The sequence below is a fragment of the Amycolatopsis sp. NPDC051716 genome (genome assembly GCF_040681595.1).
In the GTDB taxonomy this organism is placed as follows: Bacteria; Actinomycetota; Actinomycetes; order Mycobacteriales; family Pseudonocardiaceae; genus Amycolatopsis.
Window position 1 is genome coordinate 165,437 of record NZ_JBFAZA010000004.1, and the last position, 14,826, is coordinate 180,262.

General features: G+C 72.4%; 17 protein-coding genes. 12 read left to right on the top strand and 5 right to left on the bottom strand.

The annotated features are described in order from the left end of the window. Positions 1–7: 7 nt before the first annotated feature. Together AB0M30_RS06860 and AB0M30_RS06865 are read right to left on the bottom strand one after the other, a co-directional pair. The gene (locus tag AB0M30_RS06860; RefSeq protein ID WP_364580872.1) at positions 8–994 is read right to left on the bottom strand and encodes a cytochrome d ubiquinol oxidase subunit II; all 987 of its coding nucleotides are present in this window, start codon (positions 992–994) and stop codon (positions 8–10) included. Between the two features lie 3 nt (positions 995–997). Then, positions 998–2,158, bottom strand: coding sequence for a cytochrome ubiquinol oxidase subunit I (locus tag AB0M30_RS06865; RefSeq protein WP_364580875.1), 1,161 nt, complete (start codon positions 2,156–2,158; stop codon positions 998–1,000). Between the two features lie 60 nt (positions 2,159–2,218). Between AB0M30_RS06865 and AB0M30_RS06870 the strand changes: the two genes are divergently transcribed. From AB0M30_RS06870 to AB0M30_RS06890, 5 genes are read left to right on the top strand one after another with little or no spacing between them, the layout of a single operon-like run. After that, entirely contained in the window at positions 2,219–2,536 is a 318-nt protein-coding gene (locus AB0M30_RS06870; protein ID WP_103341434.1) for a helix-turn-helix transcriptional regulator, read from the top strand. Continuing rightward, positions 2,533–3,201 (top strand): permease prefix domain 1-containing protein, encoded by a 669-nt coding sequence (locus AB0M30_RS06875; RefSeq protein WP_364580879.1) that lies wholly within the window; start codon positions 2,533–2,535, stop codon positions 3,199–3,201. The genes AB0M30_RS06870 and AB0M30_RS06875 overlap by 4 nt, the downstream gene beginning before the upstream one ends. Continuing rightward, the gene (locus AB0M30_RS06880) at positions 3,198–3,521 is read left to right on the top strand and encodes a DivIVA domain-containing protein (RefSeq protein ID WP_103341436.1); all 324 of its coding nucleotides are present in this window, start codon (positions 3,198–3,200) and stop codon (positions 3,519–3,521) included. Before AB0M30_RS06875 ends, AB0M30_RS06880 begins: the two co-directional genes overlap by 4 nt. Then, positions 3,518–3,976: an SRPBCC family protein gene (locus AB0M30_RS06885; protein WP_360173045.1), complete on the top strand. Its 459-nt coding sequence runs from the start codon at positions 3,518–3,520 to the stop codon at positions 3,974–3,976. Before AB0M30_RS06880 ends, AB0M30_RS06885 begins: the two co-directional genes overlap by 4 nt. Continuing rightward, positions 3,969–4,532 (top strand): DNA-3-methyladenine glycosylase I, encoded by a 564-nt coding sequence (locus AB0M30_RS06890; RefSeq protein WP_364580882.1) that lies wholly within the window; start codon positions 3,969–3,971, stop codon positions 4,530–4,532. Before AB0M30_RS06885 ends, AB0M30_RS06890 begins: the two co-directional genes overlap by 8 nt. A 40-nt stretch (positions 4,533–4,572) precedes the next feature. Here AB0M30_RS06890 and AB0M30_RS06895 read toward each other — a convergent pair whose 3' ends face one another. Beyond that, on the bottom strand, positions 4,573–5,367 hold the full coding sequence (locus AB0M30_RS06895; protein ID WP_364580884.1) for an enoyl-CoA hydratase-related protein: 795 nt from the start codon (positions 5,365–5,367) through the stop codon (positions 4,573–4,575). Positions 5,368–5,566: 199 nt separating this feature from the next. Between AB0M30_RS06895 and AB0M30_RS06900 the strand changes: the two genes are divergently transcribed. Beyond that, positions 5,567–5,734 (top strand): DUF3117 domain-containing protein, encoded by a 168-nt coding sequence (locus AB0M30_RS06900; RefSeq protein WP_013222969.1) that lies wholly within the window; start codon positions 5,567–5,569, stop codon positions 5,732–5,734. Between the two features lie 90 nt (positions 5,735–5,824). Next, entirely contained in the window at positions 5,825–7,276 is a 1,452-nt protein-coding gene (locus AB0M30_RS06905; RefSeq protein ID WP_364580886.1) for a M17 family metallopeptidase, read from the top strand. Here AB0M30_RS06905 and AB0M30_RS06910 read toward each other — a convergent pair. Then, positions 7,201–8,166, bottom strand: coding sequence for a LysR family transcriptional regulator (locus tag AB0M30_RS06910; protein WP_364580887.1), 966 nt, complete (start codon positions 8,164–8,166; stop codon positions 7,201–7,203). The two genes, AB0M30_RS06905 and AB0M30_RS06910, sit on opposite strands and share 76 nt — an antisense overlap. Before the next feature lie 62 nt (positions 8,167–8,228). Here AB0M30_RS06910 and AB0M30_RS06915 point away from each other — a divergent pair, with 62 nt between their 5' ends. Beyond that, positions 8,229–9,416 carry an MFS transporter gene (locus AB0M30_RS06915; protein WP_364580890.1) on the top strand — a complete coding sequence of 396 codons (1,188 nt, stop codon included), beginning with the start codon at positions 8,229–8,231 and terminating at the stop codon, positions 9,414–9,416. 303 nt (positions 9,417–9,719) lie between these two features. Here the strand turns inward: AB0M30_RS06915 and AB0M30_RS06920 are convergent, their stop codons facing one another. Further along, positions 9,720–10,364, bottom strand: a complete 645-nt coding sequence (locus AB0M30_RS06920; RefSeq protein WP_103341441.1) for an O-methyltransferase — start codon at positions 10,362–10,364, stop codon at positions 9,720–9,722. A gap of 190 nt (positions 10,365–10,554) precedes the next feature. Here AB0M30_RS06920 and sigE point away from each other — a divergent pair, with 190 nt between their 5' ends. From sigE to tatB, 4 genes are all read left to right on the top strand, one after another. Then, positions 10,555–11,166 carry an RNA polymerase sigma factor SigE gene (gene sigE / locus AB0M30_RS06925; protein WP_364581246.1) on the top strand — a complete coding sequence of 204 codons (612 nt, stop codon included), beginning with the start codon at positions 10,555–10,557 and terminating at the stop codon, positions 11,164–11,166. Next, positions 11,163–11,816, top strand: coding sequence for a zf-HC2 domain-containing protein (locus AB0M30_RS06930; protein WP_364580893.1), 654 nt, complete (start codon positions 11,163–11,165; stop codon positions 11,814–11,816). The genes sigE and AB0M30_RS06930 overlap by 4 nt, the downstream gene beginning before the upstream one ends. A gap of 761 nt (positions 11,817–12,577) precedes the next feature. Next, the gene (locus AB0M30_RS06935; protein WP_364580895.1) at positions 12,578–14,155 is read left to right on the top strand and encodes a trypsin-like peptidase domain-containing protein; all 1,578 of its coding nucleotides are present in this window, start codon (positions 12,578–12,580) and stop codon (positions 14,153–14,155) included. 77 nt (positions 14,156–14,232) lie between these two features. After that, complete coding sequence (gene tatB, locus AB0M30_RS06940) at positions 14,233–14,655, top strand: Sec-independent protein translocase protein TatB (RefSeq protein WP_285988441.1); 423 nt, start codon at positions 14,233–14,235, stop codon at positions 14,653–14,655. Positions 14,656–14,826 lie beyond the last annotated feature (171 nt).

Sequence of the window (14,826 nt, forward strand, 5' to 3'; positions counted from 1 at the left end):
CGTCCCCCTAGAAGTGCAGCAGCGAGCGCTGGTCGACGGGACGGCGGTGTGCGCGCCAGGTCAGCCACTGCACCACCAGCAGCACCAGCACCGCGGGTGGCGCGAACCAGGCCAGCACCGCGAACGTCTCCGGCGCCGTCGCCGCCTGGCCGACCGTCAGCGCATAACCCGGAGCGGTCAGCACCGCCGGGAACCGCAGCGTCCCGGCGAGCAGCGCCGGACAGGCCGAAAGCACCATCGACCCGACGAGCGCGACCCGGTACCGCCGCGCCGCCAGCCCGAGCCGGGCGACGGCGAAGGCCGCGAAGGCCAGCCCGGCCACCGCCGCGCCGAACGCGGGAACGCCGTCCAGCGCGAAGACGCCCCACGCCGAGGCGATCACCAGGAACGCGAACACCGGTGCCGAGAACGCGCGGGCCAGCCGCACCGCGCGGCCGGTCAGCTCGGCCGGTCCCCGCACCGCCAGGAAAGCCGCGCCCTGCCAGCAGAACAGCGCGACGAACCCGAGTCCCCACAGCACCGCGTAGGGCGAGAACAACGCGAGCACGTCGCCCGACGGCGAGCCGTCGGGCGACAGCGGCAGCCCGAGCACCAGGTTGCCGAGGAACAGGCCCCACGACAGCGCGGTCACCAGCGCGCCGCCGACGATGCCCGCCGTCCAGGCGCCGCGGCGCGCGTCCGGGCGGCGGCTGCGCAGCTGCATCGACGCCGTGAACGTCGTCAGGCCGAGCAGCAGGGTCACCACCAGGACGTACGCCCCGGCGAACACCTTGCCCTCCAGGTGCGGGAACGCACCGAACAGCAGGCCGACGGCCGCCACCAGCCACACCTCGTTGGCCAGGAAGAACGGTCCGAGCGCCCCGAGGGTCTGCCGCCGTCGCCGCTCGCCGGCCTCGAACCCGGGCAGCAGCATGCCGACGCCGTAGTCGTACCCCGCGAGCGCGAAGTACCCGCAGGTCAGCAGGCCCAGCACACACCACCAGAAGGTCGCCATCGGTCAGACTCCGCTCAGGACGGGCAGTTCGGCGGGCGCTTCGGCCGGCTCCGGGCCGCGCTTGGCGACCCGCGCCATGAGCACCCAGTCGGCCACCGCGAGCGCGGCGAACAGCAGTGAGAAAGCGATGAAGGAGAACAGGATCTGGCCGGCGGGGACGTCCGCGATCGCGTCGGCGGTGCGCAGCTTCCCCCAGACCAGCCACGGCTGGCGGCCGAGTTCGCGCACCAGCCAGCCCAGGATCGCGGCGATGAACGGCAACGGGATCGCCGCGACCATCAGGTAGTGCAGGAACCGGGCCCGCGTCACCCAGTTCCGGATCAGCAGGACCGTGCCGATGATCGCGCAGAGGAACATCAGGAACCCGAGCCCGATCATGGCGCCCAGCGGCGCGCCGACGGCACCCATGCCGAGCTTGTCCGGCTGGTACGTCTTCAGCTCGCCGAACTGCGCGAAGCCCTGGTTGACCACGAAGACCGACCCGGCGAGCGCCGCCACCACGCCGACGCGCATCGAGCGGCGGAAGAACTCGACCTCGGTGGTGCGCTTGAGGAAGTGCCACGCGCTGACGCCGACGACGAAGAACCCGCCGGTCACCAGCGCGGCGCCGAGCACGTGCGGCAGGGACGCGGCCAGTGCCGGGTTGGCGAACAGCGCGCCGAAGTCGTCGAGGCGCAGGGTGCCGTGCTCGACGTGGCTACCGACCGGGTTCTGCAGGAACGAGTTGGCCAGCATGATGAACAGCGCCGACGCGTACGCGGTCAGCGTGACCAGCCAGATCAGCGTCAGGTGCAGCCATCGCGGCAGCCTGCCGAAGCCGAAGATCCACAGGCCGAGGAAGGTCGACTCGAGGAAGAACGCGACCAGGGCCTCGATGGCCAGCGGTGCGCCGAAGACGTCGCCGGCGAGGGTGGAGAGCCCGGTCCAGGTCAGCCCGAACTGGAACTCCATCACGATCCCGGTGACGATCCCGAGGGCGTAGTTGATCACGTACAGGCGGCCCCAGAACCGCGTCATCCGCAGGAGCTCGGGCTTGCCGCCGAGCGTCCAGCGCGTCTGCATCACGGCCACCAGCGTGACCAGCCCCAGCGTGAGCAGCACGAACAGGAAGTGGAACGAGGTCGTCGTCGCGAACTGGAGTCTCGCGACCGGGAGTGCGTTCATGTAGACAGGCTACACATAGCCTGCCTACATGTAGCCAGTCGACGTGTAGACTGCTTACCCATGAAGGCGGACACCCTGCGCGGCCACCTCGACGCGTTGCTGCTGGCCGTGCTCGACGGCCGGAAACTGCACGGCTACGCGATCATCGAGGCGCTCCAGCTGCGCAGCGACGGCGCGCTCGACCTGCCGACCGGCACCGTGTACCCGGCCCTGCGCCGGCTGGAGCGGGCCGGCTGGCTGGCCAGCGAATGGGACGTCGTGTCCGGCCGCAAGCGGCGGACCTACCGGCTCACCCGCTCCGGCGAGCAGGCCCTGCAGGCCGAACGCGTGGAGTGGCGGGAGTTCACCGCGGTCATCGGGGGAGTGCTGGAAGCATGATCGACGAGTACCTGGGGGAGCTGGACCGCAGGCTGCACGGCTGCGGCCGGTTCAAGGCCGACCTGCTCGAGGAGGCCCGCGACGGGCTGCACGACGCCGCCGACGCCTACCGCGCGGGCGGCTGGAGCGACGAGGACGCGCAGCGCCGGGCGGTCGCCGACTTCGGCCCGGCGGCCGTCGTCGCCCGCGACTACCAGGCCGAACTGGGCATGCTCAGCGGCGTCCGGACGCTGTGGAAGCTCGTCATCGGCGTCCCGGCGATGCAGTTCGCCTGGGACTACGCGCGGATCCTCACCTTCGGCAAGTGGACGAAGCTGTCGACGCCGTCCCCCGAGTGGTACATGGTGATCACGCGCGTCTCCCACGGCGCGGTGTTCCTCGTGCCGGTGATCGGCCTGCTCGCGCTGCTCGGTATCCGCTGGTTGAGCCGCCGCCTCGACGGCACCGGGCTCGCCCGGTTCTGCGGGAGCCTCATCGCGCTCGCGGTCGGCATCAATCTCGGCTCCCTCGGCCTGCTCATCGCCGCGACCGGTGTCGTCGACGTTTCGCGCCTGTTCCTGAGCGTCCCGTGCGCGCTGCTGATGTTCGCCTGGGTGGCGCTTTCCATCCGGCTCGTCGTGCTCGCGAGACGTTCCTGGGGTGGGTATGCCACGATCGTCGCGTGACGACCGCGCTGATCTACCTCGTAGTCATGCTGCTGGTGGCGGCCGTGGTGTTCCTGCTCGCCGCGGTGGTGTTCGGCCGGGGTGAGGAGCTCGCCCCGCTGCCGCCGGGCAGCTCGCCCACGCGGCTGCCCGCCGAGGACATCACCGGCGAGGACCTGGCCGAAGTCCGCTTCCAGCTGGTGCTGCGCGGGTACAAGATGTCCGAAGTGGACTGGGTGATGCGGCGCCTCGGCGTCGAGCTCGACGAGCTGCGCGCCCGGGTCGCCGAGCTGGAGCAGCGCGAACGCGAGCCGGAGAGTTCGCCCGAGGCCGCTCCGTGACGGACCTGATCCTCTCGGTCGACGTCCGCGCCCCCGCGGGGACGACCTGGCTCGCGCTGACGGACTGGGCGCGCCAGGGCGAGTGGATGCTCGGCACCGAGGTCGAGGTGATCGAGGGCAACGGCCGCAGCGTCGGGTCGCGGTTGTCGGCGTTCACCGGGGTGGCCGGCCTCGGCTTCACCGACACCATGGAGATCACCAGCTGGGAGCCGCCGGTCCGGTGCGGGGTCCGGCACCTCGGCAGCTTCGTGGCCGGCACCGGCGTGTTCCAGGTGGTGCCGAAGGGCGCGACGCGCTCGACGTTCGTCTGGGCCGAGCACCTGCGGCTGCCGTTCGGGCCGCTGGGCCGGCTCGGCTGGCCGGTCGTGCGGCCGGCGTTCGCGCTGGGGGTGCGCCAGTCGCTGCGGCGGTTCGCGCGGTTCGCGGAAAACTATTCGGTGGGCGGGGATGAGTGAGCTGATCGGCGCCGACGGCGTCTCGCGGTGCGGCTGGGGCAATTCGGCCCCGGACTACGCCGAGTACCACGACAAGGAGTGGGGCGTCCCGCTCCACGGCCAGGACGAGCTGTACGAGCGGCTGTGCCTCGAGTCGTTCCAGTCGGGCCTGTCGTGGATCACGATCCTGCGCAAGCGCGAAGGCTTCCGGAAGGCGTTCAAGCAGTTCAAGCCGGCGAAGGTGGCGAAGTTCGGCGACGCCGACGTCGAGCGGCTGATGCAGGACGCGTCGATCGTGCGGAACCGGGCGAAGATCCTGGCCGCGATCAAGAACGCGCAGGCCATCGCTTCGCTCGATAGCCCGCTGGACGACCTGCTGTGGTCGTTCGCGCCCGCCGATCACGTCCGGCCGAAGACGATGGCCGACGTCCCGGCCATCACCGACGAGTCCAAGGCGATGGCGAAGGAGCTGAAGAAGCGCGGCTTCGTCTTCCTCGGCCCGACGACCTGCTACGCGCTGATGCAGGCCACCGGCATGGTTGACGACCACGTCCAGGGCTGCTTCCGGGCCTCGTGAGTGTTTAGGCGGGTTCTAACCCGCCTAAACACTCACGACGTCACTTGCCCTGGAAGGCCGGCTTGCGCTTGCCGACGAAGGCCTCGACGGCCTCGGCGTGGTCGGCGGTCGCGCCGAGCGCGGTCTGGGCGGCGTCCTCGGCGTCGAGCGCCTCTTCGAACGTCGACTGGGCGGCCAGGTTGAGCACGCCCTTGATCTTCGCGTAGGCCACCGTCGGCCCGTTCGCCAGCTTGGCCGCGATCTTCTGGGCGCGAGCGGCGAGTTCTTCGTCCGGCACGACCTCGCCGACCAGGCCAAGCCGCAGCGCCTCGGCCGCGTCGACGGTCCGGGCCAGCAGCATCAGCTCGGCGGCGCGGCCGTAGCCGACCAGCCGCTGCAGCGTCCACGACGCACCCGAGTCCGGGCCCAGCCCGACGTTGGCGAAGGCCATCAGGAACGACGACGATTCGGCGGCGATCCGCAGGTCACTGGCGTAGGCGAAGGCGGCCCCGGCGCCGGCGGCGGTGCCGTTGACCGCCGCGATCACCGGCTTCGGCATCGCCACGATCGTCTTGACGATCGGGTTGTAATGCTCCTTCACGGTGTGTAGCGGGGCGGGGTCACCCGCTTGCAGCAGCCCCACGTGTTCTTTCAAATCCTGCCCGGCGCAGAACGCCTTGCCCGACCCGGTCAGCACGACCGCGCGGACCGCGTTGTCGTCCGCCGCCTCGCGCAGCGCCGCGAGCAGTGCTTCCTTCAGCTCGACGGTCAGCGAGTTGTACGCCTGCGGCCGGTTGAGGGTCAGGGTGCGCACCCCGTCGGCGTCGGCGGTCAACAGGACGTCGGATGTGGTCACGTCTTCTCCTTGCGCGGAAAACTTCGGTCGGCCGAGAGTCTTTCACCTCGCGCGGGCCGCATACCAGCACCGATACGGCGGCAAAAGATCCCCTCCGCTGATGCGCCCGGCCGCTGATGAGGGACAATGGACAGCAGACCCGGCTGGCTTTCACGCGAGCGCGACCCGGGCGCGCCGGTTGAGACGGAGGGAGCACGCTATGGCGGCCATGAAGCCCCGGACCGGAGATGGTCCCCTCGAAGTGACTAAGGAGGGGCGGGGCCTCGTGATGCGCGTACCGCTCGAGGGTGGTGGGCGACTCGTCGTCGAACTTTCCGCGGAAGAAGCGAAGGACCTCGGCGCCGCTTTGGCGGAGGTCACCGGCTGAGCCGACTCCCTCGATCCGTCCTTCCGTCGCACCCCGGTCTCCCTTCGGAGGCCGGGGTCGCGGTTCCTCTGCGTCCGAAGGTTGCTCACTGTGCGTAATCCGCTACCGCCCGTTCCGGCTACTCTGCTCGACATCGAAGTCGCGGCGGAGCTCCGCCGCGGCGTCCCGACGGCCCGGCTGGTGGCCGCGCCCGACAACGATGACGTCGAGCCGTTGGAGATCGAAGGCGTCCGGATCACCGGCAAGGCGGGCGACGTGCAGACGGTGCCCGGCGACGGGCCCCGCTGGATCGCGGGGCTCGGCGGCGGCGAGCCGAAGGAGTACCGCAAGACCGGCGCGGCCCTGGCCCGCGCGGTGAACGCGGCGCTGGCCGAGGACGTCGAACACGGCGGCAAGGCGTTCCGCGCGGTGCAGCTGCAGCTGCCCGAAGAGGCCGCCGGCGAGCACGTCACCGAGCTCGCGCTGGGCCTCCTGCTGGGCGGCTACCGCTACAGGGTGTCCGGCGACGACCCGAAGCCGTCGGTGCGGACGGTCCGGCTCGTGGGGGAGGACCCCGCGCTGCCCGAGCTGGTCGCGCGCGCCTCGGTGCTGGCCGCGGCGACGGCGCTGACCCGCGACCTCGCGAACACGCCGTCCAACGTGAAGACGCCCGCGTGGCTGGCGGACACGGCCGCGCGAGTGGCCGGCCCGCGCGTCGAAGTGACGGTGCGGGACGAGAAGTGGCTCGCGGCGGAAGGCTTCGGCGGCGTCCTGGCGGTCGGCGGCGGTTCCGCGCGGCCGCCGCGGCTCATCGAGATGGCGTACAAGCCGTCGGGGGCCGCGCCGCACCTGCTCCTGGTCGGCAAGGGCATCACGTTCGACACCGGCGGCCTGTCGATCAAGCCGGCCGACGGGATGCACCTGATGCGCACGGACATGGCGGGCGGCGCGGCGGTGATCGCGGCCATCCGCGCCGTCGCGGCACTGGGCCTGCCGGTCCGCGTGACCGCGCTGGTCCCGTGCGCGGAAAACCACGTGTCGGGCTCGTCGTACCGCCCGGGCGACATCGTCCGGCACTACGGCGGCAAGACCACCGAGGTCGGCAACACCGACGCGGAGGGCCGGATGGTCCTCGCGGACGCGCTGACCTACGGGATCCGCCGGTTCGCGCCGGACTACGTGGTCGACGCGGCGACGCTGACGGGCGCGATGAAGGTTTCGCTGGGCTTGCGCACGGGCGGCTTGTTCGCCTCGGACGACGCGCTGGCGGCCGCGGTCGTCTCGGCCGGCTCACGGGTCGGCGAGGCGTGGTGGCGGATGCCGCTGGTGGAGGACTACGCGGAGAACGTCCGCGGCGAGTTCGGCGACGTCCGCCAGACCCCGGGCGGCCCGGGTGGCATCACGGCGGCGCTGTTCCTGCGGGAGTTCACGTCGGGCCTGCCGTGGGCGCACCTGGACATCGCCGGACCGGCCCGGTCGGAGAAGAACTACGACGAAGTGGTCCCGGGGGCGACCGGGTTCGCGGCGCGGACGCTGGTGGAGCTGGCGGCTTCGCTGGGCTGACGGCTCGCGAGGACGTGCTCGCGGAAGCCGGTGACCGCCGGGGTCATCGGCTCGTCCGCCCGCCACGCCAGCCCGATCGTCCGGAACGGCGGCGGCGACAACGGCACTTCGGCCACCCCCGCCGGCGTGCCCGGCCCGAACCGCGGCAGCAACGCCACCCCCAGCCCCGCCGCCACCAGGCCGCGGACGGTGTCCGACTCCTGGCCCTCGAACGCGATCCGCGGCGCGAAGCCCGCCGCCGCGCAGAGCTCGTCCGTCAGCGTCCGGACCCCGTACCCCGGCTCGAGCAGCACGAACTCTTCGTCCGCCAGCTCGGCCACCCGCACCGACGCCCTCCCGGCCAGCCGGTGCCCGGCCGGGACCGACAGCAGGATCTCCTCGTCCACCAGGCCGGCGCAGGCCAAGGCCGGCACGTCGGGCAGCGGCGCCAGCAGCGCCAGGTCCAGCTCGCCGCCCACCAGCCGATCGACCATGTCCTGCCGCGAACCCTGCACCAGCGTGAACCGCACCCCCGGGTACCGCGCCCGGTGGCCGCGCAGCAGCGAAGGCACCAGCGACCGCCCGAGCAGGTGCAGGAAGCCCAGCACCACGTGCCCCGACTCCGGCGAGACCTCCTCGCGCGCCAGCCGGACGCCGGTGTCGAGCGCCGCCAGCCCGCGCTCGGCCGCCTCGGCCAGGAGTTCCGCCGCGCGCGTGAGCCGGATGCCGCGGCCGTCCGGGACCGTCAGCGGGGCGCCCAGCGCGTCCGCCAGCGCCGCGAGCCGCCGGCTCACCGTCGGCTGCGGCACGCCCAGCAGCTCGGCGGCGCGTGTGACGTTCCTCGTCTCCCAGAGAGCGGCGAGCAACGGCAGGTGGGGCGCGACCTGCGCGGACAGCGAGTCATACGTCACCGCATCGATTCTGCCAGCTCAGTGCATTGGACGTATTGGTTAGCGGTGCTTACTTTCAGGACGTGACTTCCACCCGCCGAGTCAAGACCGCCGTCGCCGCGGCCGGGATCTCCTCGTTCGCCCTGCTCTACGCACCACAGCCGGTGCTGCCGCAGCTGGCGGCGCAGTACCACCTCGACCCCGGCGGCGCGGCGCTCGCGGTCAGCGTCGCGACCGGGGCGCTGGCCATCGCGGTCCTGCCGATCGCGGCGCTGTCCGAGGTGGTCGGCCGCCGTCCGGTGATCCTGACGTCGGTCGTCGCTTCGGTCGTGTTCGGGCTGCTGCTCCCGCTGATGCCGACGTACCCGGCGCTGCTGGTCGTGCGCGCGCTGCAGGGCATCGCGATCGCCGGGTTCCCCGGGGTGGCGGCCGCGTACCTGGCCGAGCGCCTCGGCCGCGCGGGCGTCGCGGCGGCGGTCGGCGCGATGATCGCCGGCAACACGGTCGGCGGCATGCTCGGCAGGCTGGCCAGCGGGTTCACCGCCGGCCCACTCGGCTGGCGCGGCGCGCTGTTCGTCGTCGCGGGAATCGGGGCAGTGTGTTCGGCCGTCACCGTCGTGACGCTGCCGCCGGGCGCTCGTGCGGCCGGGTCAGTCCGGGTCCGCGACGTCACCCGGGGGCTGGTCACGGCGCTGAGCAAGCCGGTGCTGCTCGCCCAGTACGCCGTCGCGCTGCTGGCAATGGGCTCGTTCGTCGCCCTCTACAACGCCGCCGGCTTCCGGCTGACCGGGGAGCCGCTGCACCTGTCGCCGGCGATCGCTTCGCTGGTCTTCCTCGCGTACGCGAGCGGCTCGGTGTCCTCGGCGGCGGCCGGGCGGCTGGTCGCGCGGGTGGGCCGCCGCCGCGCCCTGGTCGGCGCGCTGCTGCTGACGGCGGCCGGCGCGGCGCTGACGCTGCCGGACTCGCTGCCGCTGGTCATCGCCGGGTTCCTGGTGCTGACCTGCGCGTTCTTCGCCGCGCACGCGGTCGCGAACGGCTGGGCGGCGGCGGACGCCCCGGAGGGCGCCCGCGGCCAGGTGGGCGGCACGTACACGGCGACGTACTACCTGGGCAGCAGCGTGGGCGGAGCGGCCGGGGCGTGGGTGTACGGGCACGCCGGGTGGTCGTGGCTGATCGCGGTGGTGGCGGCGTGGCTGCTGCTCGCGGTGGCGGCGGTGGGGGCCGGGACGCGGGTCCGCACCGGGGGGCTCGAGCTGGTGGAGGTGGGCTGAGGGCCTTCGCGGCTACCAGCCAGCCCCCACCCTCTCCGGGGGCGTCCCCAAGTCCAGTCTATCGGCACCCACCGACGGAACCGCCCGCAACAGCCGGGTTGTCCACAGGCTGACGAACCTGTGGACAACGCTCGGGTAGCGGCGCCGACCAACAGGCCGCCGCCCACCGGCAGGCGGGGTGGGAGCCGGGGCTCGAGCTGGTGAGTGCCGGTTGGTGATCACGTGGCCGCGGCAATCGGTGGGCCACCGTCCGCTGGCTGGAGGCGGGACCCAGGGGCGCGCTGGTGAGCGCGGGCCGCTGAATCAGGTGGCGGCGGCGACCAGCAGGCCGCCGCCCACCGGCAGCAGGGCCGGGACCAGGCGTTCGTCCTCCCGGAACGCCCGGGCCACCTCGCGCAGGGCCAACGTCTCGGGATCCCGGTGGGCCGGGTCGATCACCCGGCCGCCGGCGAGCACGTTGTGGAACGCGATGATCCCGCCGCGCCGCAGCAGCGAGACGCCCAGCTCGTAGCAGCCGGGGTACTCGATGTGCGCGGAATCGACGAACACCAGGTCGTAGCCGCCCGGCGTGAGCCGCTGCAGCACGTCCAGCGCGCGCCCGATGATCAGGCGGGTGCGGCCCGGCGCGAAGCCGGCTTCGCGGAACGTCGCGCGCGCCGCCCGCTGGTACTCCGGCTCCACGTCGATCGACGTCAGCACGCCGTCGGGGGCCATCCCGCGCAGCAGGCTGAGCCCGCTCACCCCCGCGCCCGTGCCGACCTCGACGACGGCCTTCGCGCACAGCGTCGCGGCCAGGAACCGCAGCGTCGCTCCCGCACCCGCGCTGAGCGGGGTGCAGCCCAGGTCTTCGGCCCGTGCCCGCGCCGAAGACAGCACCTCGTCGTCGGGCAGGTACCCGTCGACGAACCCGGAATCGGCCGGTGCGGCCGCAGGGGTGGGCGTGTTCACGCACGGAGGTTAGCGTTGGTTGTCGATAAATCCGCGCAGGCTCCCTGGTAAGCACCCGTGAAGAAGTTCTCAGCCTGCTCTCAGTCCAGTCTCACTAGAACCATAAGGAACCCGGAGAGACTGAAATCCGGATACACGGGAACACCGTGCCGAGGACCCGCGTTGGGTGGAGCAGACAGGAGAAACGCTGATGGAGGTGCCTGCTCCCGCGATGCAGAACGCCGTTGCCGACACCGGGGCCAAGCCCGTGACCTTGGACGAGGCGGCTTGGACGCCGCCGTCCTGGGACGAGGTCGTGCGCGAACACGGCGACCGAGTCTACCGGCTCGCCTACCGCCTGACCGGCAACACCCACGACGCCGAGGACCTCACGCAGGAGACCTTCATCCGGGTCTTCCGCTCGCTGGCGTCCTACAAGCCCGGCACGTTCGAGGGCTGGCTGCACCGGATCACCACCAACCTGTTCCTGGACATGGCCCGCCGCCGCTCGCGCGTGCGGATGGAAGGCCTGCCGGAGGACACCGACCGCATCGTGGGCGACGACCCGAGCCCCGAGCAGGTCTACTCGGAGACGCACCTGGACCCGGACCTGCAGGCGGCGCTCGACGAGCTGCCCCCGGAGTTCCGCGCCGCCGTGGTGCTGTGTGACGTCGAAGGGCTGTCGTACGAGGAGATCGGCGCGACCCTGAACGTCAAGCTGGGCACGGTCCGCAGCCGCATCCACCGCGGGCGTCAGGCGCTGCGCGCGTCGCTCGAGCGCCGTCGCACTCACGCACCGCAGTCTGCGAAGGTGACGGTATGACCGCACCGCGAGGCTGGGCACTTCCCGAGTCGCACCTGCTGCCGGACGTCGTGGTGGCGTTCGTCGACGGCGAGCTGTCCCACGGCGCCCGCGACCGAGCGGCGTCGCACATCACCCGCTGCGCGGCGTGCGCGGCCGAGGTGCGCGCCCAGCGGCAGACGATGGAGGCGATCCGCCACGCGGGGGCGCCGTCGATGTCGGCGGGCTTCCTGGCGAGCCTCCAGTCCATCCCGCAGCACACGGAGCTGCCGAGCACCCCGGACAACCTGGCGATCACGGCGGACGGCCAGCTGGTCGCGGTCCAGCGCCCCGACCGGGTCGCGGGCCTGCGCGATTCGGGCGTGTTGGGTGGCGTGGCGCCGCTGGGCTCATCGGCCCCGCTGGGCCAGAGCCCGAACGTCCTCGGCGGCGGCCGCTTCAAGCGCCGCGCGGCCCAGGGGGCGGGCGTGGTGGTCTCGGGCCTGGTCCTGAGCGCGCTGGCCCTGGTGGGCACCTCGGCGGACGGCGGCGACGGCTCCCCGGAGACGGGCGGCGGAGCGCCGCAGCCGGCGAACCTCCTGCCGGCCCAGATGGCGGTACCCCAGCAACCCGCGCCGGTTTCGACCCCGGCGAGCAAGACACCCGTGGCGGTGCCGGCGGGCATCCGCTGAGAGGACTTTGAAGGCCGCTGCGAATGTTTTGTTCGCGGCGGCCTTCGGTGTGTCCGGCCTCGCTGCGGGAGCGGCCTTGGGATTGGCTTTGGCTTTGGCGGCGGCCTGCGCAGTCTGGTGAACAGGTTCGGCTGGGGAGTGGTCTGGAGCCGGGTGGCGCGCTCCAGGGCCTGAGTTCCGGCTCGGTCGGAGGGAGTGCGCGACGGGCCGGGCCTGGTCATGCTCCAGCGCCCGAGCTCCGGCTCGGTCGGAGGTGGCGCTCGGCCACCGGCAGGTGCGGCTTCGGCGGCCGTGTTCCGACTTGCTCGGCCGGAGGCTCGTGGTCGCGGGAAGCCGCGTGGGCATGCTTCAGCGCTCGAGTTTCGGCTCGCCCGGGTGGATGCCCGATTTACCTTGCGGCGGGAAGCGAGCCCCGCAGTCCCGCCCTCGCGCAGTCCCGCCCTCGCGCAGCCCCGCCCTCGCGCAGCCCCGCCCTCGCGCAGCCCCGCCCTCGCGCAGCCCCGCCCTCGCGCAGCCCCGCCCTCGCGCAGCCCCGCCCTCACGCAGCCCCGCCCTCCCTGGGGGGCGTGCCCTTGTCCAGCCTATCGCCACCCCCGGACGAAAAGCCCCGTTCAAGGCCCCTCCCGGCCGTTTTGTCCACATCACCTCACCCCTCTGGACAAGTGGCTCAAGAAACAGCCATTTCACCCCTGGACCGGCAGACTCGGAGCACTGGGCTTGGGTATCGTCACGCCCAGCCACCTGATCTTCTGCACCGGGGAATGATGACCGAGCCGAACGTGAATCCCGAGCAGCCCGGCGCACGCGAAGCCGAAGCCCGGACCGAAAGCCAGGCCGGATCCCAGGCCGGAGCCGCGGACCGGGCCGAGGCCGATCGGCTTGGCCCGCGGCCGCTCGCGCGGCCGGCCGTCGATCCGGCGCAGGCCGCCGTGTTCGGCAGGCCGCAGGGTGTCGATGGTGCGTTCGACCAGCTCTACTCCCCGCAGAAGACCAACGGCGTCAACCTCGCCCCGCCCGCCCCCGAGTCGCTCGCCGAGGCCTTCCGGCGGCCGCCCGGGGCCGAAGGGGTGCTGCTCGAACGGCCGCGGGAAGCCGCCGGTGAGGTGCCGGACGCCGAGCCGCCCCTGTGGACCGGCACTCGCGATCCCTGGCGTGATCCCGGGGCCGCCGCGGTGCTCGCCGGGCCCGCCGTGGCCGCCGAGGACGAGGCGAAGCCCGCCAAGCGGCCGCCCGGTGCGCTGCTCAGCCTGCCCGAGGTGCTCTTCGGACGGCGGGTGCAGCCGAAGGCGCTCGTCCTGCTAGGCGTCGTCGCGCTGCTCGTCGGCGCCGTCGGCGGCCTGGTCGGCTGGTGGGTCGCCGACACCGGGACCGAGCTCACCGGCTCCGCCACCATCGCCGAAGCCGAGGCCGGCAAGGAGCGCCCCGCCGGGTCCGTCGCCGAAATCGCCAAGCGCGTCGCGCCCGCCGTCGTCTCGCTCGAGGTGTTCAAGCCCGGCGCCGAGTCCGGCGAGCAGGGCTCCGGCGTCATGATCGACCCGCAGGGCTACATCCTCACCAACGAACACGTCATCGCCTCCGCCGCCGCGGACCCGGGCGTCAAGGTCACGGCCGTCTTCATCGACGGCACCCGCACCGAAGCCAAGCTCGTCGGGGGCGACCAGAAGACCGACCTCGCCGTCGTGAAGGTCAACGTCACCAACCCGACCGTGCTGCAGGTCGGCAAGTCGGCGGACCTGCAGGTCGGCGACACCGTGATGGCGATCGGCTCGCCGCTGGCGCTCCAGAACTCGGTGACTGCCGGCATCGTCAGCGCGCTGAACCGGCCGATCACCGCGGGCGGCGACAACGGCGCCCCGCCGGTCACCTACGAGGCCATCCAGACCGACGCCGCGATCAACCACGGCAACTCGGGCGGCGCGCTCGTCGACTCCACCGGCGCGCTGGTCGGCATCAACTCGTCGATCCGCTCGGCGGGCGCGGACGGCGGCAGCATCGGCATCGGCTTCGCCATCCCGAGCGACTACGCGATCAAGATCGCGAAGGCGCTGATCAAGGACGGCAAGGTCCAGCACGCCGACATCGGCATCAACGCCTCCTCGACGGTCGCCGGCTCGTCCACCATGGGTGCGCAGGTGAAGAACGTCGCGCCCGGCGGGCCGGCCGCGAACGCCGGCATCAAGGAGGGCGACGTGATCACGAAGATCGGCAACCGGCTCGTCCGCGACTCCGCGGAACTGACGGTCGCGGTCCGCGCGCACGACGTCGGCGAAGTGGTCCCGGTGTCGCTGGCGCGCGACGGCGCCAGCTTCGTCGTGGACGTAACCCTGGCTTCCGACTGAGTTCCCGCGTTCGGCCTGCCGGAGCACGGCGGGTGGCGGGTACCCTGGGCGGGTAGGTTCCGAGTGGAGGTAGACGGGTGTTCGACAGTGTCGGATGGGGGGAAATCCTCGTCCTCATCATCGCCGGTCTGTTCATCCTCGGCCCGGAACGGCTTCCCGAAGCGGCGTCCTGGCTCGCGAAGAGCGTGAAGAAGGTCCGCGACTTCGCGACCGGCGCGAAGGAGCAGCTCCGCGAGGAGATGGGCCCGGAGTTCGACCAGCTCCGCAAACCGCTCGAAGACCTGCGCGGGCTGCGCAACTTCGACCCGAAGCGGGTCGTGACGCAGCACCTCTTCGACGGCGACGCCGACCCGCTCGGCCTGAAGGGCATCACCAACGGCAGCAGCACGCCGGCCAACGGGACCAACGGTTCGAACGGCTACCTCGCCGGTCAGACCCAGTCCGCGCCGGAGCCGCTCAAGCCCGGCGAGCGCCCGCCGATCGACCCGGACGCGACCTGACCGGCATCGGTTCCTGACCGGATCCGACCCCGCCCGTTGACAGGCAGGCGCGGCAAAAGGCGATTCCGGGCTTTTGCCGGAGGCCGCCGATTTGCCGGACGAAGGCGGGGCGTGTCGCTGTCCGCGGCCGCACGGATGTCCGTTTCCGGGCGTTTCCCTAGTCCCGAGCAC

Bases quoted from the DNA above. Each gene is read 5' to 3' on its own strand.
- AB0M30_RS06860 (WP_364580872.1), bottom strand. From the start codon at position 994: ATGGCGACCTTCTGGTGGTGTGTGCTGGGCCTGCTGACCTGCGGGTAC.
- AB0M30_RS06865 (WP_364580875.1), bottom strand. From the start codon at position 2,158: ATGAACGCACTCCCGGTCGCGAGACTCCAGTTCGCGACGACGACCTCG.
- AB0M30_RS06870 (WP_103341434.1), top strand. From the start codon at position 2,219: ATGAAGGCGGACACCCTGCGCGGCCACCTCGACGCGTTGCTGCTGGCC.
- AB0M30_RS06875 (WP_364580879.1), top strand. From the start codon at position 2,533: ATGATCGACGAGTACCTGGGGGAGCTGGACCGCAGGCTGCACGGCTGC.
- AB0M30_RS06890 (WP_364580882.1), top strand. From the start codon at position 3,969: ATGAGTGAGCTGATCGGCGCCGACGGCGTCTCGCGGTGCGGCTGGGGC.
- AB0M30_RS06900 (WP_013222969.1), top strand. From the start codon at position 5,567: ATGGCGGCCATGAAGCCCCGGACCGGAGATGGTCCCCTCGAAGTGACT.
- sigE (WP_364581246.1), top strand. From the start codon at position 10,555: ATGGAGGTGCCTGCTCCCGCGATGCAGAACGCCGTTGCCGACACCGGG.
- AB0M30_RS06930 (WP_364580893.1), top strand. From the start codon at position 11,163: ATGACCGCACCGCGAGGCTGGGCACTTCCCGAGTCGCACCTGCTGCCG.
- AB0M30_RS06935 (WP_364580895.1), top strand. From the start codon at position 12,578: ATGATGACCGAGCCGAACGTGAATCCCGAGCAGCCCGGCGCACGCGAA.